Origin of the sequence: Streptomyces cupreus (assembly GCF_014257025.1) — a bacterium.
Classification (GTDB): Bacteria; Actinomycetota; Actinomycetes; order Streptomycetales; family Streptomycetaceae; genus Streptomyces; species Streptomyces cupreus.
In genome coordinates, this window is the sequence record NZ_JACMSF010000004.1 from 216,021 (window position 1) to 233,298 (window position 17,278).

The 17,278-nt window shown below is 69.4% G+C and carries 22 protein-coding genes; 14 read left to right on the forward strand and 8 right to left on the reverse strand.

Annotated elements, in window-relative coordinates; translation table 11 throughout:
- Positions 1 to 198 precede the first annotated feature (198 nt).
- The 3 genes from H4N64_RS05620 (at position 199) to H4N64_RS05625 (ending at position 2,756) form a co-directional block, all read left to right on the forward strand.
- Complete coding sequence (locus H4N64_RS05620) at positions 199 to 2,088, forward strand: ATP-binding cassette domain-containing protein (protein ID WP_186280971.1); 1,890 nt, start codon at positions 199 to 201, stop codon at positions 2,086 to 2,088.
- A gap of 77 nt (positions 2,089 to 2,165) precedes the next feature.
- Entirely contained in the window at positions 2,166 to 2,300 is a 135-nt protein-coding gene (locus H4N64_RS44835) for an NUDIX hydrolase (protein ID WP_260859549.1), read from the forward strand.
- Positions 2,301 to 2,432: 132 nt separating this feature from the next.
- Positions 2,433 to 2,756: a hypothetical protein gene (locus tag H4N64_RS05625; protein ID WP_186280972.1), complete on the forward strand. Its 324-nt coding sequence runs from the start codon at positions 2,433 to 2,435 to the stop codon at positions 2,754 to 2,756.
- On the opposite strand, the gene H4N64_RS05630 is transcribed toward H4N64_RS05625, so the two are convergent.
- The 5 genes from H4N64_RS05630 to H4N64_RS05650 form a co-directional block, all read right to left on the reverse strand.
- Positions 2,734 to 3,474, reverse strand: coding sequence for a hypothetical protein (locus H4N64_RS05630; RefSeq protein WP_186280973.1), 741 nt, complete (start codon positions 3,472 to 3,474; stop codon positions 2,734 to 2,736). The two genes, H4N64_RS05625 and H4N64_RS05630, sit on opposite strands and share 23 nt — an antisense overlap.
- A 54-nt stretch (positions 3,475 to 3,528) precedes the next feature.
- Positions 3,529 to 4,122 carry a phosphatase PAP2 family protein gene (locus H4N64_RS05635; protein ID WP_222108574.1) on the reverse strand — a complete coding sequence of 198 codons (594 nt, stop codon included), beginning with the start codon at positions 4,120 to 4,122 and terminating at the stop codon, positions 3,529 to 3,531.
- Entirely contained in the window at positions 4,112 to 5,308 is a 1,197-nt protein-coding gene (locus H4N64_RS05640; RefSeq protein WP_186280974.1) for an MAB_1171c family putative transporter, read from the reverse strand. Before H4N64_RS05640 ends, H4N64_RS05635 begins: the two co-directional genes overlap by 11 nt.
- Complete coding sequence (locus H4N64_RS44840; RefSeq protein ID WP_260859550.1) at positions 5,305 to 5,631, reverse strand: hypothetical protein; 327 nt, start codon at positions 5,629 to 5,631, stop codon at positions 5,305 to 5,307. The genes H4N64_RS05640 and H4N64_RS44840 overlap by 4 nt, the downstream gene beginning before the upstream one ends.
- A gap of 403 nt (positions 5,632 to 6,034) precedes the next feature.
- Entirely contained in the window at positions 6,035 to 6,529 is a 495-nt protein-coding gene (locus tag H4N64_RS05650) for a helix-turn-helix domain-containing protein (protein ID WP_186280975.1), read from the reverse strand.
- Between the two features lie 543 nt (positions 6,530 to 7,072).
- On the opposite strand from H4N64_RS05650, the gene H4N64_RS05655 reads away from it, so the two are divergent.
- The 8 genes from H4N64_RS05655 (at position 7,073) to mobC (ending at position 12,325) form a co-directional block, all read left to right on the forward strand.
- Positions 7,073 to 7,219 carry a hypothetical protein gene (locus H4N64_RS05655; protein ID WP_186280976.1) on the forward strand — a complete coding sequence of 49 codons (147 nt, stop codon included), beginning with the start codon at positions 7,073 to 7,075 and terminating at the stop codon, positions 7,217 to 7,219.
- A complete protein-coding gene (locus tag H4N64_RS05660) occupies positions 7,216 to 8,112 on the forward strand; it encodes a helix-turn-helix domain-containing protein (protein WP_186280977.1) in 897 nt (298 codons plus the stop codon). The genes H4N64_RS05655 and H4N64_RS05660 overlap by 4 nt, the downstream gene beginning before the upstream one ends.
- Positions 8,113 to 8,119: 7 nt before the next feature.
- Entirely contained in the window at positions 8,120 to 8,812 is a 693-nt protein-coding gene (locus H4N64_RS05665) for a zinc finger domain-containing protein (RefSeq protein ID WP_186280978.1), read from the forward strand.
- 150 nt (positions 8,813 to 8,962) lie between these two features.
- Positions 8,963 to 9,607, forward strand: a complete 645-nt coding sequence (locus tag H4N64_RS05670; RefSeq protein ID WP_186280979.1) for a WhiB family transcriptional regulator — start codon at positions 8,963 to 8,965, stop codon at positions 9,605 to 9,607.
- Positions 9,604 to 11,181 carry a hypothetical protein gene (locus H4N64_RS05675; RefSeq protein WP_186280980.1) on the forward strand — a complete coding sequence of 526 codons (1,578 nt, stop codon included), beginning with the start codon at positions 9,604 to 9,606 and terminating at the stop codon, positions 11,179 to 11,181. Before H4N64_RS05670 ends, H4N64_RS05675 begins: the two co-directional genes overlap by 4 nt.
- Positions 11,178 to 11,369: a hypothetical protein gene (locus H4N64_RS05680; protein ID WP_186280981.1), complete on the forward strand. Its 192-nt coding sequence runs from the start codon at positions 11,178 to 11,180 to the stop codon at positions 11,367 to 11,369. The genes H4N64_RS05675 and H4N64_RS05680 overlap by 4 nt, the downstream gene beginning before the upstream one ends.
- 159 nt (positions 11,370 to 11,528) lie before the next feature.
- Positions 11,529 to 11,696 (forward strand): hypothetical protein, encoded by a 168-nt coding sequence (locus H4N64_RS05685; protein ID WP_336246643.1) that lies wholly within the window; start codon positions 11,529 to 11,531, stop codon positions 11,694 to 11,696.
- 104 nt (positions 11,697 to 11,800) lie between these two features.
- Positions 11,801 to 12,325: a plasmid mobilization relaxosome protein MobC gene (gene mobC / locus H4N64_RS05690; RefSeq protein ID WP_336246644.1), complete on the forward strand. Its 525-nt coding sequence runs from the start codon at positions 11,801 to 11,803 to the stop codon at positions 12,323 to 12,325.
- Positions 12,326 to 12,334: 9 nt separating this feature from the next.
- Here mobC and H4N64_RS05695 read toward each other — a convergent pair whose 3' ends face one another.
- Positions 12,335 to 12,820, reverse strand: a complete 486-nt coding sequence (locus H4N64_RS05695) for a hypothetical protein (RefSeq protein WP_186280982.1) — start codon at positions 12,818 to 12,820, stop codon at positions 12,335 to 12,337.
- An 84-nt stretch (positions 12,821 to 12,904) separates the two neighbouring features.
- Here H4N64_RS05695 and H4N64_RS05700 point away from each other — a divergent pair, with 84 nt between their 5' ends.
- The 3 genes from H4N64_RS05700 (at position 12,905) to H4N64_RS05710 (ending at position 15,920) form a co-directional block, all read left to right on the forward strand.
- Entirely contained in the window at positions 12,905 to 14,614 is a 1,710-nt protein-coding gene (locus H4N64_RS05700; protein ID WP_186280983.1) for a relaxase/mobilization nuclease domain-containing protein, read from the forward strand.
- Positions 14,615 to 14,697: 83 nt separating this feature from the next.
- Positions 14,698 to 15,147 (forward strand): hypothetical protein, encoded by a 450-nt coding sequence (locus H4N64_RS05705; RefSeq protein WP_186280984.1) that lies wholly within the window; start codon positions 14,698 to 14,700, stop codon positions 15,145 to 15,147.
- Between the two features lie 74 nt (positions 15,148 to 15,221).
- Positions 15,222 to 15,920 carry a hypothetical protein gene (locus H4N64_RS05710; RefSeq protein WP_186280985.1) on the forward strand — a complete coding sequence of 233 codons (699 nt, stop codon included), beginning with the start codon at positions 15,222 to 15,224 and terminating at the stop codon, positions 15,918 to 15,920.
- Positions 15,921 to 16,104: 184 nt separating this feature from the next.
- Here H4N64_RS05710 and H4N64_RS05715 read toward each other — a convergent pair whose 3' ends face one another.
- Both H4N64_RS05715 and H4N64_RS05720 read right to left on the reverse strand, forming a co-directional pair.
- A complete protein-coding gene (locus tag H4N64_RS05715; protein WP_186281061.1) occupies positions 16,105 to 16,914 on the reverse strand; it encodes an SPDY domain-containing protein in 810 nt (269 codons plus the stop codon).
- 27 nt (positions 16,915 to 16,941) lie between these two features.
- Positions 16,942 to 17,217 carry a hypothetical protein gene (locus tag H4N64_RS05720; protein ID WP_222108609.1) on the reverse strand — a complete coding sequence of 92 codons (276 nt, stop codon included), beginning with the start codon at positions 17,215 to 17,217 and terminating at the stop codon, positions 16,942 to 16,944.
- Positions 17,218 to 17,278 lie beyond the last annotated feature (61 nt).

A 17,278-nucleotide genomic window follows, 5' to 3' on the forward strand; every position in this document is an offset into this window, starting at 1 on the left:
GCTGGGGCGGAAGCTCGGCGTTTCGGCCAAGCCTCGTGCCTCGCACACCTGTTGTTGGAGGCGGGTCGATGCATCGTCCACGCTCCGCCACGGGCTCAATGTCGGGATTTCGAGAGCGACCGAAACACATGTGTTCGATATCTCGGCCGGTTCGTTGAACCTCACGACCACGCCGAACGACCGTCAAGGGGGACCACATTGACCTCGGCCGATACGCAAGAGCAGCAGACCACGGCGCCGCCTCCGCCACCGCCGGCGGACATCGCCTACAGCGGGCAGTACTCCGTCAACCCCCTCGCCGAGGTCTCCTTCCGGCGGATGTGCGCGCAGATCCCGGCCGTCCTGGGCCGGATCGCTCGGCTGTCGTGGCGGACCGACCGGCGCGCGGTTCAGCTCCTGCTCGGCTGCCAGGTGGTCACGGGAGTCTCCGCCGCCGTGCTGCTGGCCGCAACCGCCCGCGCCATGGAGCCCGTCCTCGGGGACGGCTCCGCCGGTGAGAGGCTGCGCGGCGCCGTGCCCGCGCTGCTGGTGGTGGCGCTCGCCGCCGCGCTGGGCCGCGCCGCGGGGGCGGTGGCCGCGTACGCCGAGCGGCGGATCACCCCGCGGCTGACGACGGAGACGGACACTGCGCTGGTGGAGGCGGTGTGCCGGGTTGAGGCCGCAGCGTACGCGGAGGAGGGGTTCTCGGACCGGCACGAGGCGGCCGAGATGGGGGTGATCCGCACCCTCGTGATGGTCACCGACGCCCAGCGATTCCTGTCCGCGCTGATCCGTATGGTCACCGCGGGCGGCGTGCTGTCGGTGCTGAACCCGGTGATGCTGCCATTGCTGCTGCTCGCCGTGCTGCCTGCCGGTGTCGGCGCCGTCCTGACTGCCCGAGTCGACTACGAGATCCACTACGCCAACGTCGCCGACCGCAACGTGCGCGGCATGATGCGCTGGTGGGCGACCACTCCGAAGTACGGCGACGAGGTCCGCGCCAACTCGATGACCGACTACCTCGTCTACTGGTACCGGGCCCTGTCCGACCGATGCGACCGGCGCACCCTGGCCGCCGCGCCGAGGACCCTGCGGATCGCCCTGCTCTCCTCGCTGGCCGGCGGTGTCTTCCTCGTCGCGACCTGGGCAGCCCTCGCGTGGATGGCCGTGACCGGACGGATCGCACTCGCGGTCGCCGCCACGGCTGTCATCGCCGTCCAGACCACGCTCGCTGCGCTCTCCCAGGTCGTCATCAACGGCGCCGCGGTCTTCCACACCAGCCTGTACCTGAGCGACATGCAAGCCTTTCTCGACGACGCCGCCGCCCGCGCCCCCAAGCGCGGCCCCCGCGAGCTCACCGCGCCGGTCGAGGAGATCCAGCTCGACGAGGTCGTCTACCAGTACCCGGGAAAGGACAAGCCCGCCGTGGATGGTGTCTCCCTCACCTTGGAGCGCGGCCAGATCCTCGCGATCGTCGGAGCGAACGGCTCGGGGAAGTCCACGCTCACCCGGCTGCTCACCGGGATCTACCTACCCGACAAGGGCAAGGTCACCTGGAACGGCACCGACCTCGCCGAGGTCGCCCCCGAGACCGTCTGGCGCTGCACCGGTCTGGTACCGCAGATCTTCGCCCAGTGGCCGCTGCGGGTCCGCGAGAACGTCACCCTCGGCCAGCCTCGTACCCACGACGACACCCCCGTGTGGGAGGCCATCGACGCGGTCGGCCTACGCGAAGCCGTCGAGGACCTCCCCGCGAGCCTGGACACCCTGCTGTCCCGCGAGGTCTTCGGCGGCTCGGAGCTCTCCGGCGGCCAGTGGCAGCGCATCGCCTGCTCCAGGGCCTTGTACCGCCGGCCCGGGCTGCTGATCCTCGACGAGCCCACCTCCCAGATGGACCCGCGCGGCGAGCACCAGATCTTCGAACAGATCAAGGACATCGCAGCCGACCGCATCACCATCGTGGTCACCCACCGCCTGGAAAACACCAAGATCGCCGACCGGATCATCGTGATGGAACACGGCCGGATCGCCGAACACGGAACGTACGACGAACTCGCCTACGGCGGCGGCCTATTCGCCGAACTCCTGGCCCTGTCCACCGACCGCTGACCCAACCACCCCTGCTGCCGCGTCCCGACCCGGGGCGCGGCAGCCTCACCCCTTGCCCGCCGTACATGGAGGATTCCGTGACCGCACCAGCTGTAACCACGACCACGGCGGCGCTGCTCATCAGCGAGGACGGCCGCTACCTGCTGCATCTGCGGGACACCAATAAGAACATCTGCGCCGGGCAGTGGTCCCTGCCCGGTGGCCATCCCTAACCCAGCGAAAGCCTCGATGACACGATCGCCCGCGAACTGATCGAAGAGGCCGGCCTGTACATCCCCGACCTCGTCCCGCTCGCCGTCATCGAGAACACCGACGCCGAGGACCGGCCCACCAGACGGATCCAGGTGTACACCAGGACATGGAACGGCGGCCCCGCCCTGCTGCCCCTCACCGAGGGGATCATGCTGCTCTGGACCGATCCCGAGCAGATCCCGTATGTGACCATGGCCCCCAAGACCACGGCCGTCATCCACCACCACCAGGACGGCCCGCGCGCTGGCAATGGTGCCGCCGGTCAGTTGCCGGTGCTGCGCGTACGCGATGCTGGCACGAAGACGGTGCCGAACGTTATCGGCGTCCATCTGTACCTGGAACGGGACGGCGAGGTCCTGCTCGGGTTGCGGCATCACGGATGGCCGACTCCGCCTACTGATGACCGCCTGCGCTGAGATATTCAGCGTCCTGCTGCAGAAGATCGAGCGCGTCCGTCCGCTCGGCGCGCCACCGGAGGCAGAGGTCCTGGAAGCCTGTGCGCAGGGCGTCGCGAGCCGACTCGGTTTCCGGCGACGCAGGCCCGAGGAGATACGAGCTATCGCGGTAGCCGGTGAACCCAGCTCGCTTCCAGGCCGCTCTGATCCGGCCCGTGACGCGATCCCACTCCTCCTGGTCTGGCCGCCAGTCGGGGTCAGGCTCGGAGACTCCCGGGCTGCACGCGACGGCGCGGCACCCCAGGCCGATCCTGTCGATGGCTTCGGCCGCGAGCATCGGGCCGAGGCCGAACCCCCGCCATTCCCGGTTCAGTACGACTCGGTCCATGATCAACAGGTCCATGCCGACGTACGCCAGGAGCTGGTCGACCTCCTCGGTGAAGTAGCCCGTGGAGGGGTCGAGAAGCGCCTGGGCCAGCTCGTACAGTTCTTCGCTCTCCGCCTCCATCGCCCAGTACGCGTTCATGCGCTGGGTCAGGCGGATGCGGTAGAACACCATGTGGCCGACGCTGGCCCCGCAGTGAATTGGGCTGGCGGCATCGTGGGTGTCACCGCCGTGGCGAATGTCTACCTGCCAGCGCTCCACAGTCTCCTCATGGGTGTCCCCGCTCAGGCCGTGGCCGAAGTGGTAGTTCAGGCGCAGTGCGGCAGGGTCTCCGGGAAGCGGTTGCTGGGTCACGGCGCCGACAGTAGCGGGCGCCGATCGCCCGCCGTCAGGCCGACGGCGGGCTGATCAGCGTGCCAGCTGGAACACGGCCGCGGCCACGATGGTGCCGAGGATTGTGCCGGCGATGACCTGGTTGCGTGTGTGGTCCCGCAGCTCGACCCGGGACCATCCGACGATGACGACCAGGAGGAACCCGAGGGCCATCCACACACCGTAGGTCTGTACGAGCATCGCGCAGGCACCTGCCGAGACGGCCTGGTGCACTGAGATCTTCCAGACGAACGTGATCACGGCGAGGATCGCGAGGGTGACCAGCATCGACACAATGAGGGCGGTCATCGTCCGCGGGGCGCCTGCGGCGGCCATGAGGAGGATTCCGGTGGCCACGGAGAGCAGGATGACGGCCATGACGACGAGCCGTGCAGGCTTGGCCCCGACGTGTCGATCGCCCCAGTGGCCCTTCCTAATGCCGTACTTGATGAAGGTGATGGGAATGATGGCGGCGAAGAGTGCGCCGACCGCTCCCCAGGCGACGCCGGTCCATTGCGCCGTGTGCCAGCCGATCAGGAGGGTGACGGCGATAATCCAGTTTTTCGGCTCAAGCCAGTCGGTGATGCGGCGTGCCAGTTTGGACTCCGCGGGGTGCACGTCAGTTGTCATGGGAGGAGTCCTTTTCCGGTCCACCTGCCGGCAAGGAGGCAAGTGCGACTTCCTGGCGGGTGAATTCTGTTACGACGGGTGAAGAAGTGTAGGCGCGGGATACCGCGTGGAGCCACGCGAGTTCACTCGGCCGGTCCCTTCCAGTGACGCCGAGGGGCGGGTACTCAACACCTTCAAGTTGGTTTCCTGTTCGAGCGGCACTAGCGGCCACGCGCAGCCAGGCAGCTTCTGTCACAGCATCAACTTCCTGCTCACTTACGCCTTTTTGGAAGGCGAACGCGCGAGCCCGCTCGCGGATATCAAGTGACACGTATTCACGTAGCGCCAGGCATGCGTCCTCGATTTCGATGACGCATCGTTCAAGTCGGAAGCCGACACGCTGCTTTGGAACCGATGTGGAGAGCACCACGTGGGGAGCGGCTTCTGTCAGGCGCTTCCACAAAGGCTGGAGCCGCCTGAGCATGATCCAGGATCTGACGTACTCCACGGCCACGGATAGTGGCGGCAGACAGCTGCCGAGCGCGATCGACAGAATCGCCAACTGCTTGAGCGCGGTGGAGATCTGGTACTCCAGCATCGGATACCGGACTCCGGTGGTGAGGTCCAGCGTGACGAAGCCGACGCGTTGCAGGGCATAGAGGCTGCCGAGCAGCGTGCCGAGCCCCATGAGGCCGAGGCCGGCCCTGCCCAGGAGGGTGCGGCTGTGCCGGACGCCGCTGAGGAAAAGCCAGGTGGCGACGAACATGGCGATGCCGATGTACAGCGTGAAGACGGCCGTGTAGAGAACCGGATAGATGGCGCGCTCGCCGTCGCCGACCCGTACTGGCCCACCTGGCATCCAGTTTGCCAGCGCATAAAAGAGGACCATGAGGGGGAGCGTGGCTGCGATCGCTGCCAGCCTGGTGCGGCGGGCTAGGCCCTGCGGGCGGACGACAGCGACGATGAAGTCCAGGAGGAAGGCCGCGGAGGTAACGCCGAGCAGGTGCTTCAGCAGCGGAGTAAGACTGGTGACGCCGGCGTTGTCGCTGATAGCGGCTTTGACGGCGGGCACCTCGAAGGTCATGGCCGCAGCCAGGGCCGCGAACGTCAGCGCAAGGCTCCGCTGCTTGTGGGAGTGACGGATGGACGGCAGACGCCATACGGTCACGAGCCACAGGGAGCCGGCGACGAGGGTCGGGGTGTTCATGAGCGGCGGTTCCTTCGGGGATGGACGAGGGCGTCGTCAAGACGCGTCATGGCGCCTGGCCGCCCTGGTTCTCGGCCGGAGTGAGCCAGTTCCTCGAACAGCTCACCGAGGGACGAGGCGGCCATCTCGGCGTCGTACTCGGTCTCACTGTCGTAGCTGGTCCGTCCGAGCGCTGTGAGTACGGCCGAGGGGTCGACGCCCTGCGGCATGATCGACAGGAGCGACTCCACGACGCTCGTGTTCTCGCTTGCATGCCCGAGCAGTAGGTGCGCCAGTTCGTGGCGGACTATTTGCGCGCGGTGCCGCTCACTTGTCGCCGTCACATGAAATATGTGATCTCCGCTTTCGAAGGAGATCATGAGACCGCACGGGGCGTTGACACCTCCCAGGTCGGGCAATTCGTGGAGGTGCAGCGGGCGCCCACGCTTGACCGCCAGCTGGCGGCATACTTCATCCACCGCGTAGGGGTCGGATATTTCGATTCCCCGCAGTTGCTCCTCGCACTGTCGCCTCAGCTGCGCTTCTTTTCGCGCATAGCGCCGATTGAACATGAACGAGATCCTTGCTGTGATCCCCGAGTAAGCGCAGTACGCAGTTCTTACTCGACTCTTACTCGCCGGCGCACGAGAATTCCCCGCGGCCAAGCGGAGCTTTACACAGCCTCGCCGGGCGACCAAGAGGATCTTGAAGGCATATCCGTCAAAACGGGATAGAGGGTGAGGGAGGTCACGTTACTGAGGGATTATCAGGCTTATCAAGGCCCTCTAGGCGACGCGCCTGTTCAATTACCGTCGTGATCATTTTGAGACTGTCGGCCGAGAGCCCATTGGCTCGCAGTGCGAGCCCTCGCACCTTGCTGTCCCCCACGGCCGCGATCAGCTCCATGGAGGCTCGGATCTTCTCGGACTCCTCGGCGTCGAAGTCAGGGAAGAAGTATTGGGGCGTGACATTGAAGTGGCGTGCCAGCGCTTCAACGGTATTCACGGTCGGGTTCGGCTTGGCTCCGGAGCGTAGCTGCGCAATGGCGCTCTCCGAGACAGTGAGGCCATCCGCCTCGCCGGCCTCACGGATCGCGCGAGACGCCTCCGCGTTGGTGTACCTCTTGCCCGTCGCCGGGTTCTTCACCGTTTCGAAGAGGTGGTTCAGCTTGTCGGCGAGGCTCAGCTGCCGACCGCCGGACGACCCCGAGGGCACCTCCGCCGATCCGCTGGACTCCACCATCACCCGACTCCTCCCATCTACACCCTGAAGACCTGACGATACTCCAGTGTTGATGTGGGACCAACTCGCGAGACGGAACACTACGGTATTGACAGGCGGGGATCACTTTGGCGTATGTTCCAGCCACGGCAACACCAAAGTGTTGCTACGTCGGGGAGGGCGGCAGAGCGCATCGCTCCCTGCGGCGTTCGCCATACCCCTAGGCACGAGGACCGCTCATGATGACCCGCCCGGTGTCGCGCCCGGCCGCGCGACTTCTACAGGGTTTAAGAACCAAGTCTGGATCTTGATGCAGGGTCGTGCGTATGTTCGTCGTCCCCCGGGCAGCCCGCCCGGGGGACGACGAATGTGAGGAGCAGCGGCATGCGCACACTTCGGGCCTCATAGGCCCACAAACAGCGACGGCGCCCGAGAGGTGCAACTCCCGGACGCCGAACGCTTCACGGCACAAACCGCCCCGGCAAGGGCGGATATCGCCACCATCACCACGCTGATCCCTTCCACGGGGCATCTCAGCGTGGCAACACCAAAGGAGATTCTCGCATGCGCTCTGCCCTGCGCAAAAGGCCCGACGGCCTGACCTGCGCGGCAGCCGCCCTCGTTCCCGCGTCCCCCCGCCTCGGGCATGAGCACGCCCTGGCCACCATGCTGACGCATGCCTCCCACCTGTCGGTCGGGAGTGGCCGATGAGCAGCGACGCCCGCGAGTGGGTGTGGGAGCACAGCTCCAGCCGGGGAACTGCTCGCCTTGTCCTGCTGTCGATCGCCGACCGGGTGCCCGACGAGCAGTGCACCGCCTGGGCCTCCCTCTCCAGCCTGATCGAGCGCACGAACGCGAGCCGGACCGCCGTACGCGACGCCCTCGAGAAGCTCACCACCAGCGGTGAGCTGGAACAGCGCGAGGACCTCCAGGGCCCGCAGCGCACCACGGTCTACCGCCTGCCCCTGACCGCAGCGTTCCTGGCCAAGGTCAAGGCCGCCGAAGAGGAGGGCTGGGACGCGGACGTCGCGCCGGCGACAGAATTGCCGGTACCCGAGCTGAAGATCGAGGATCTCCGGCAGTACGGAATCTGGCCCAAGAACGGCACGGATTCCGCCCCCTCCCGCCGGGTTCCGACCGGGTCGGATTCCGGCCCCTCACGTCGCAATCCGACCCCCCGACGGTACGGATTCCGACCCTTGGGGGGTGCGGATTCCGACACCCAGAACCGTAGTGAACCGAAGGTGAACCGTAAGGACAGCAGCAGTGCTGCCGTCATCTCGGCCAGCCAGTGGCAAGTCGACCCAGCCACCCACGCCTGGGCCCGCCAGCAAGGTCACCTCGCCCGCCTCGGCGAAGACGGCCTGCGCTCAGCCGACGCAAAATGGCGCGCCTACCGCACTGACGGGAAGCCCCGCTCGGCGGGAGCCTGGGCTGCCGACTGGCGTGCCTGGGTCGCCCGGGAACACACCCCGGCCCCGGGCCGCCCGCGCCTCTACGCCCTGCCCGGCAGCGGACCCGCACCCGAAGGCGGCATGACCCGCGCCGAGGCCCACACCGCCGCCCTCCTCGCCGCCCTCGACGAGCCGACCGGAACGGAGTAGCACCCTCGTGGACCGACGCGAAGTCGCCGCCCTGCTGGCCTACATCGGCCGACTCGACCCCCGCACCATCCGCACCGACACAGGCGAGGCCCGCGACCAGCTCGCCCAGTGGCATGAGCTGCTCGGCGACGTGCCCCTGGCCACACCACACGGCTGGGACGCCCGTTTCGCGGCCCGCCAGCACATCCGCATCTCGCCGTACCAGATCCTGCCCGCGGACATCGCCCGCCCGTGGGAGAGCTACCGGCGGGACCGCCTCCAGCGTCACACCGACCCCACCCCCACCGCCGACCCGGACGACCAGGCCGCCTGGACCGCCGAGCTGGTCCGCACGCGGCACGCCGTTGCCTCGGGAGCCACGGCGCCGACGACATACCGGCAGATCGCCAGCGGCCAGGTCGACCCGGACCTCGAACCTCATCTCAAGTCGATCGGCCGGTACATACCGGATCACGTCCGCGCTGACCTCGCCCCCTACCGGCCAGCCCGCGCTGCCCGCGAGGCTGCCGTCGCCCAAGGCCAGCCGGACTTCCTCAGCGTCCGCTGCGAGTGGTGCCACGCAGCGGTCGGCGAGCCGTGCCGCCGCCGACGCGTCAGCCCCGACGGCTACGCACACGGGACTGCACCCCGCGCCACCCCGCACCCCGGCCGCGTCGACCTCGCCGCAGCCCAGCATGCCCAGCAGCCCGCGATGGCGTGACCGGACCCGGCGGTCCCCCCGTCCGGTGCACCGCCGCACACCACCGCCCCCTCCCTGCGGCGCACGCCCTGCGCCGCAACCGACGCCTGACGCCGCGTCCACCCGCCGCCGGACCCGAGCGGCTAACGCGGCAGCACATCGGAGACAAGATTGCGCACCATCACCACCCACAACACGCCGCTCAGCGGCCTGCGTGGCATCGGCGACACCAGCTGGCATACAGACGGCGTGTGCCACGGCATGGACCCCGAGGACGCCGATGCCACGTTCTTCCCGCTGCCCCGGGACCACGAGGCCATCGCCGACGCCAAGGAGCTATGCGCCGCGTGCCCGGTCAAGCGGGAGTGCCTCAACTTCGCCCTGGAGAACGTCCTGAAGGAGGGCATCTGGGGCGGGCTCACCGAGGCCGAACGCCGGCCCTGGCACGACGGGCTGCCGCAGCGGCTCGACTACAGCCGGGTGATCGCGTTCTTCAACGGCCGTGACGTGCACCTCACCGGCAAGGAGCAGCAGGTCGTCGTCGACCACGCCTACGCCCGGGGCTGGCGTGCCGACCGGCTCGCCGTCGCTCTGCAGGTCAGCCACAAGCACGCCCGCGACCTGCTGACCCAGGCCGCCCACAAGGTCTTCCACCGGGACCTCACCCTGGGGGTGCCCCCGAGGAAGAAGAAGCGGAAGCAGTCCAAGCCGGCCACGAGCACACCCGCGACCGGTCAGGCAGCCCAGGAGCAGCCCCCCTCCCACCCGGTACAGCCGGCATCCGCGCACGTCCCTCTCGGAAAGGCCGCCGCTTGACCCGCCTCTCCCTGCCCCTCGGCGCCGTCCCGGACCTGTCCGTTCTCCTCGCAATCGGCGTCCCCGCCGCCGTCCTGGCTCTTGTCCTGATGGGCTGGGCGATCCGCCGGGGAGCCCGCGACCAGAAGAAACGTTCTGGCGGCCCCGCGGTCAAGGTCGCCGCCCTTGCCGCGCTCGGCTGCACCGTCTACAGCGCGGACACGAGCTGGCGGTTCGCCGCCGACTACCTCGACATGGCCGGCACCGCCGAGCGGGCTGGCATGTTCGCCGCCGCCGAACTGGCGCTGTTCGCGACCGCGCTCATGGCACGGCAGAACCTGGCCACCCAGGGGGCGCCGGGCATGCCGGGCACGCTGGTCTGGGTCATCACCGGCGTGCAGGTGATCCCGGCCTACGCCGAGAGCGGCCCCATCGGCGGCACCGTCCGGGCCTTCGTCGGCCCGGTCATGGCGGCGATGCTGTGGCACCTCGCCATGGGCATCGAACTGCGCCTGCGCACCCCCGGCGCCGCCTCCCACGGACTGCTCGCCACTCTCGGCCGTGAGGCACGCGAGCGGCTGCTGTCCCGCCTCGGCATCGCCGCCCGGGATCGCGACGCCGCACAGATCACCCGCGAGCGGGCCACTCGCCGTGCCGTCACCCTCGCCGCCCGCCTCGCCGAACGCACTCCCGAGCAGCGAACAGGCTGGCGCGGCCGACGGCTCACCCGCCGACTGTCGAAGGCCATCGGCCGAGCCTCTGTCGGCACCGATCCCGCGCAGCGGGCCGAGCTGCTCAACCAGCTCGCGGCCCGCCGGCACGCACTCGCCCTCGCCACGGTGCCCCTGCCCTCTCCCTGGTCCCCGCAGGCCAACCAAGCGGGCCTAGTCCCCGCACCGGTCACCGGGACCACCTCACTGGAAACCGCGGTCCCCGGCGACGGCCCCCGCCCCCACGCCAACCCGACCGGGGACCGGTCCGCGCAGTCTGCGAGGGGACCGGTCCCCGGGACCGCGTCGGCACCGGGCTGTACGGTCCCCCAATCCGGGGACCGTGAAGCGTGGCCCGCGAGCACGGAAGCGGGGGCCGAAGCGGCTGAGCCGGGGACCGACAGGTCCCTCGACAGCGGCGAGGGGACCGGCCGCCAGATGCACGAGGTGCCTGCTCAGGCCACTGGACAGGACCGGGGACCGAGCGGCGCCGAGTCGGGGACCGACCCCACCACGGACCGGGGACCGACCGACACCGACACGGGGACCGACCCCACCACGGACCGGGGACACATGGTCCCGCTGCGGCGGAAGCCGAGCGGCAAAGCCAAGGGCAAGCGAGGCGGCCGGTCCCGCAGCCAGAAGGCGCAGCGCCCGTCGCGGGAGTTGCAGGCGGCTGTGGACCAGCTCGTGCAGCAGGTCCTGCCACACGTCCCCGACCTGCTGCAGCGGGACGGCAACGAGACCGTCACCCGAGTCCAGCTCCGGGAGATCATCCGGCGCGAGGGTTTGACGGGCGGCCGCAACGACCGACTCGGCCTCGTCCTCCAGCAACTGCGGAGCGAGGCGACCACCACCACGACCACAAGGAGCACCAGCCGATGAAGACCTGCCACCGCTTCTCCCAGATCCGCCAGGAGTTCGAGCAGGAGATCGGCTTCCTGGGCAACCACTCCGAGCTGCATGCCGGCAAGCCGGCGGCGAAGGCCAGCGCGAAACACGCGTTGTCGGCGAAGCAGCAGATGGCCAAGGCCCTCAGCCGGCACGTCGTGCGCTGCCCCGAGTGCGGCTGATGCTCGCACAGCCGCAGCTCACTGCCCCCGTAAGGCGACCGTGGCCCCGCTCAGTGCCGGGCCACGGCCGGATTTCCAGGAGGCACCACCATCGACTCTCAGATCGTACGTTCGTCCGCACCTACCCCTGCCGAGGCCGCCGCCTGGGCTGAGGTATTGGTGCGTCGTCAGCTCCTGCACGCGGCGATTCTCGTCCCGAACGGCCAGTGGCTCGTTCAGCGCAAGTCCGACAGTCCCGTTCGCGTGCTCGCGGGACCGGCCGACGTCGTCGAGCTGGCCGCCGCCATCCAGCACCGCATCCGCACCACGAGGCCCCGCACCCGATGACCAACCCAAACGACACTGACAACACCCCAGACCGCGAGCCGAAGCTCAACTCGGTCTCGGAGCGAGCAAGTTATCGGCCAAGACACTCTTCCCCGTCGGGGAAGGTGTCTTCGGCCGGACCCGCCCCGGGGGTGGCGGGAGCGGACCAGCACCGGGGGGCGCTGGTCCGCGAGGCAGCGACCGAGGGCGGATCGCAGCCGGAGAAGCAGCCGTCGCCGCGCAAGCGCCGCGCCACGAAGAAGAGCTCGCGCAAGCGCTCACCGAAGCCGCCCGCGCGTAAACGTGACTACGTGTGCAGCGTCCGCTTGAACGACGACGAGAAGATCCTCCTCGCCGCCGCCGCCAACGCCACCCGTACGAGCCTGCCTGCCTTCCTCGCGCGCAGCGGCCTCGCCGCCGCGCACGACCTCGACAACACTGCTGCAGCCATCGCCGGACATCGCGAACTGGTCGCCGAGCTGTTCGCCGCCCGCCGACATCTCGGTCAAGTGGGCAACAACCTCAACCAGGTAGCCCGTGCCATCAACTCCGGCGGGCAGCCCACGGAGGTCGACGCAGTCGTCGCAGCGGTCCAACTCGCCGTGACCCGCGTGCAGGCGGCCACGGACCGGCTGCTGGACAGGCGGTGATTTCGAAGCTCACGCGGACCACGAAGCGCTGCCGGCCAGCAGGCCACGTACGTCGCGCCGCAGTGCCTCTTGAAACCGGTCGCGTAGGCAGCCGACCTCGTCCTTCAAGGCACTCAGCCCCTGTGTGTCCCGCTGATCCGCGATGGCAACGTAGTCCCGCGCACGCCGGAGGCTGCGGAAAACCGCGTCGGCGGCCTCGGACACGTCAGGCGGGGCAAGGACATGAATCCGCTGACGGGTGCCGCCGAGATTGAAGCCCACGAAGGCCGCCTCGGCCGCCTCCGCGCGCTCCTCCGCCGCCGCGGTTCTCAGGACGCGCAGCAGGCCCTGCCCCGTCTCCTCCATCGCGACCAAGTACTCGGCGTACAGCGCCGTACGCAGCTCCAGCAGGCGGGTGACCGACTCCCTGCGCCACCGCCGGCGATCGGCCAGCGCCGTTGCGCCGACACCGAACAGGACTCCCAGAAGGGCGGAGAGCGGCGATATCCAGTTCATCCGCGATGGCTTCCCGCGACGAGGATCTGGAACGCACCGCTCCCGCTGACCACCCCAGTTGATCAATCGTTCTAGGACAGCAGCATGATCCCCAGGATCCAAAGGCGCGGGCAGCGCACGCTCGGCCTCCTGTACTACCTGTACGAGCCGGGCAAGTACGAGGAACACATCGACCCACACCTGGTCGCCTCCTGGGACAGCAATGCTCCCGACCCCGGCCGCGACGAGTCCGCCACCCTCCAGCAGCTGCAGCAGCTCCTTGACCAGCCGCTGGAGAACATCGAGGAGTCCGAGCGGCCGAAGAAGCACGTCTGGCACCTGTCTGTCCGCAACGCTGCTGAGGACCGGATACTCACGGACGAGGAGTGGGGCGACATCGCCCGCCGCATGGTCGCCGCCGCCGGCATCGACGACCCCGACCAGGGCGCGGGCTGCAGGTGGGCGGCCGTCCGGCACGCCGACGACCACATCCACATCGTCGCCACCCTCGTCCGCGAGGACGGCTACAAACCCGACCTCGACCACGACGCCGCCCGCGTCCAGGCCCAAGCCCGCGTTTTGGAAGTGGAGTTGGGGCTGCGCCGCCTCAACAAGGGCGACGGCACTGCCGCGCAGCGACCCACCAGCGCCGAACGCCACAAAGCCGAACGCCAGGGCCGACAGCGCACGGCGCGGGAGGAGTTGCGCGAGACCGTGCGCCGCGCGGTGGCCGGCGTAACCAGCGAGGAGGAGTTCTTCGAGCGGCTGGCCGCCGCGGGACTGCTGATCCGCAAGCGGGCCGCCCCATCCGGTGACCTGCTCGGGTACAAGGTCGCCCTGCCTGATGACCGCAACGCCCAGGACGAGCCGGTGTTCTACCCCGGCGCGCGCCTCGCGCCGGACCTCTCCCTCCCTCGCATCCAGGAACGCTGGTCCGCCGACAAACACACCCCGAACACCGCGCCAGGGGAGCCGGCGCCGAGCGGCCCGGCCTCCGCCCGCCGGCGTACGGCCTCGGCCACATGGCAAGCGGTGCTGGTCGTCGAGCATGGCGACGATGCGGTGGCGGCCGCGTACATCGCGGCGGCCGGGGAGGTCCTGGACGCGCTGGCGAAGACCTCTGCCGCCCACACCCGCCGCGAACTGCGCGAAGCGGCCTGGGCGTTCGAGCGGGCCTGCCGCTCTCACGTGAGGGCCGAGCGCGGGCACGACCAGGCGCTGCGGCAGGCCGCCCGCGACCTCGTCTACAGCGGTCCCGCGCTTGGCCGTGGCGAGGACGGCGCGACCACCGCCATGGCCATCGACATGCTGTTCTTCCTCATCACCGCAGCCATCCACTGGCACGCGAAGAAGGGCCATGCGCAGCAGGCCGCCGCCGCCCGCCAGGCAGCCGAGCACCTGCGCGCCGCCTACCAGGCCGCCGCAGCCCAGCCCCTCGGCGCCCTCTACCAGCGCGGCCGACGCCTCAACCGTCCCCTGCAGCAACGGCAGACGGCCCTACTGCGCGAGGCGCTGCCGGAGCTAGCCGAGCAGATCCTGGCCGAACCCGGCTGGTACGCCCTCGCCGCCACCCTCGCCGACGCCGAGAGCGCCGGCCACGACCCAGCCGGCCTCCTCACCGAAGCAGCTGGGCGACGGGAACTGGACAGTGCGGAGTCGATCAGTGACGTGCTCGTGTGGCGGCTACGCCGCGCCGCCAGCCTCCCCGCAGACACCACCGACATGGCACTCGCCGATCACCCAGCAGACCGGGGCACGCACCACGCGAAGCGGTCCGAACAGGGGCGGTCCGGATCCCGTAGCCGCAGGCAATAACTACAGACTTTTTGAATGGAAGCTGGTCCGGCCGTTGCGAGACGATCAACGTGTGTGCAGGACGAGACGAGGGAGGACCACGGTTGTTCCACCGGATACGGCGCCGTCGCGCGGAGGCAGAGATGGCCGAGATGCTGCGCAAGCACGCGGAGTTCGAGGCGCGGATTATCGCGAACCAGAGGCCACCGCATCCCGCGACCATCGCCCCAGAGTCGGTCGCTGAGCCGGCGCCGGTGGTGGACGACTTCCTGCCGGCGGATTTGCGGGTGCCTAGCCACGACCAGGTCGAGGGACGGATGATGCCGTGGCCCTGGCCGATCGTCATCGACAATGAGGTCGTCGCCTGCGCCGAGTGCGCCACGTACCGGGACTGGCTCATCATCTCCACCCGGGGCCAGGTGTGGCTGCGCTGCCGCGCCGGACACCAGCAGCTCGAACCACGGCTCGATACCGCTTGGTTCAACCGGCACTCCGGCCCCTCGGACGCGACGCACGCGACGTTCGAGGAGTGCCTGCGCCATCTCGGCCACTGACCCCCTCCCCTGCGACCCCTCCGGGCCCACGGGCCCGCACTGCCCAACCGTCACCTAGCACAAGGGGTCTCTCCGTGCGTGTTCGCGTCGCCACCACCGTCCTCGGCCTCACGGCCGTCACCGTCCTCGCCCTGCCGGCCTGCTCCACCCCCTCCAGCCAGACCAAGCCCACCGCCTCATCCGCCACCCTCACCGGCATTCCGGTGAACGGCGAGCGGCAGACGGCGCCGCTGTCGTCGGCCGCGCTGGAGCGTCTCCTGCTCGACGAGAGCGACCTCGGCAGCGGCTACACCCGCACGCCCCAGCGCCCCGCCCGGCACGACGACGTCACCGTCCTCGGCTGCCCCACCCTGGCCAAACTCGGCGGCGACGCGGTCACCGGAAGCTCGCTCGACTTCCCCCGCAAGGCGAAGGCATCCTTCACCTACACCGGCGACAGCAACTCGGGAGTGTCCGAGGAGCTGTACAGCGACACCGCAGGCAGGCTCTCCGACAGCACCGGCCGGATCTTCGCCGCGATAACCGGATGCCCGGAGTTCCAGCTCCTTTCCGGCAGCACCGCGATCGACATCACCACGCAGCGCATGTCCGCGCCCCAGCTCGGCGACGAGCGGTGGAGCATGCTCCTCACCTTCTCCGCCGACGGGCGGGACAGTGTGGTCAAACAGACCGCGATCCGCTCCGGGAACGTGCTACTGACCGTCTCGGGAGCGCCGGCCCTCGTCGACCAACACCTCGACAAGGCTCTCGCCAAGGTGACAGCACCCCGCTGACGCCCTCCCACGCCACAGCGCCCCAGGCCAAGCGAACGGCCGGGGCGCTGTTGGTGTATCTGCGCCAGGACCCTTCAGGGGAAGAGGCTGCGGAGAGGTAGGAGCCAGCCGGTAACAGCAAACAGCCCGGCCTCCCGAATGACTCGGGAAACCGGACTGTCGGATGCAAACGGTGCGCCGGCACTCAGCTGGCCGGGGCGCGCAGGAGTCGGTCCCGCGTGCTCTCGGGCAGCACCCGGCGCAGGACCGGTGCGGTGGAACTGAGGGATGCGGCGAAGGCGGCGACGAGGTCGTGCGGCACGCTGGCGCTGAATGACACAGCCCACAGGCACGGCGCGCCCAGCACCGGCTCTGCCCATGCCTGCCATCCGACAGGCCCCGCCTCGTCCGCCTCGACGGTCAGGGCACGGGGGTCGCCATCCTGGATGAGGGGCGGCACCTCGCCGAGGCTGAGGTGGGAGGTGAAGGTCGGATCCGTCGCCCCGGCGTCGAGCTGGTCGACGTCGCGAAGCCAGCCGTGCGTGGTGACGGCGTCGAGAACCAGCTCTGGCCCGGTGAACGCGGCGGTGGGCTGATCGCGGGCATCGAGCGCCACGAGGAATTCGGCTAGGACCTCGCCTGGGACGTCGGGGGTGAAGTAGGCGGACCACTGCGCGAGCGGCGTGGTCACGTCCTGACGGGCACAGACCTGCCAGGCGATCGGCAGCCCGCCCAGGTGAAACGGCTCGTCCGGCAGCACCCATTGGGCCCACCGCAGGGTGTCGGGGCTGACGTGGAGCACGGTACTGCGCAGGACCTGGCGGTCCTCGAGTGCCTCGTCAGGCGCCTGGCGTCCGCGGACGATTGCCAGGCTCGTCCAATTCAGGCCCGCCAGCGTGTCGGCGACAGCGTCGTAGAGACGTCCGTCGTCACCGGCGAGGTGTCGAGGGCCGACCCAGTACGCGGGCTGAGCGCGGTTCGGGGTAGACGGGCCGAGCGAGTGGCTGGGGTTCAGGGGCGCCTCCTGGTGCTGGGTGCGGATCTACAGGCCGCGGGCGGTACGGCGGGGGCGGCGCGGTGGCGCCTGGACAGGGGCCTGCCAGGTCAGGGCCACGGCTACCTCGGGCGGCAGATGCCCGAGCTGGCTGTCCGCGTCCCGTCCCTCGGCCAGGTAGACGACGGCCCGTCCGGCCTCATCGCACGCTTCGACTACCTGCGCCGGGCGATGGGCCATGGGGAAGAACGGGTTCATCGCCAGCCGCAAGGGCGCGGTCCGGTCGCAGGCGGACAGGCGGTCGATGAGGTCACCGACGGTCATCTCCGAGGGCTCCACGGGAAGTCTCCTTACATACAGGCAGAGGGCGTACAGGACGGCGAAG

What these genes read in the sequence shown, in the direction of transcription:
- H4N64_RS05635 (WP_222108574.1), bottom strand. Translation starts at nt 4,122, where the DNA reads ATGACAACTGACGTGCACCCCGCGGAGTCCAAACTGGCACGCCGCATC.
- H4N64_RS05640 (WP_186280974.1), bottom strand. Translation starts at nt 5,308, where the DNA reads ATGAACACCCCGACCCTCGTCGCCGGCTCCCTGTGGCTCGTGACCGTA.
- H4N64_RS05650 (WP_186280975.1), bottom strand. Translation starts at nt 6,529, where the DNA reads ATGGTGGAGTCCAGCGGATCGGCGGAGGTGCCCTCGGGGTCGTCCGGC.
- H4N64_RS05655 (WP_186280976.1), top strand. Translation starts at nt 7,073, where the DNA reads ATGCGCTCTGCCCTGCGCAAAAGGCCCGACGGCCTGACCTGCGCGGCA.
- H4N64_RS05660 (WP_186280977.1), top strand. Translation starts at nt 7,216, where the DNA reads ATGAGCAGCGACGCCCGCGAGTGGGTGTGGGAGCACAGCTCCAGCCGG.
- H4N64_RS05680 (WP_186280981.1), top strand. Translation starts at nt 11,178, where the DNA reads ATGAAGACCTGCCACCGCTTCTCCCAGATCCGCCAGGAGTTCGAGCAG.
- H4N64_RS05695 (WP_186280982.1), bottom strand. Translation starts at nt 12,820, where the DNA reads ATGAACTGGATATCGCCGCTCTCCGCCCTTCTGGGAGTCCTGTTCGGT.
- H4N64_RS05700 (WP_186280983.1), top strand. Translation starts at nt 12,905, where the DNA reads ATGATCCCCAGGATCCAAAGGCGCGGGCAGCGCACGCTCGGCCTCCTG.
- H4N64_RS05720 (WP_222108609.1), bottom strand. Translation starts at nt 17,217, where the DNA reads ATGACCGTCGGTGACCTCATCGACCGCCTGTCCGCCTGCGACCGGACC.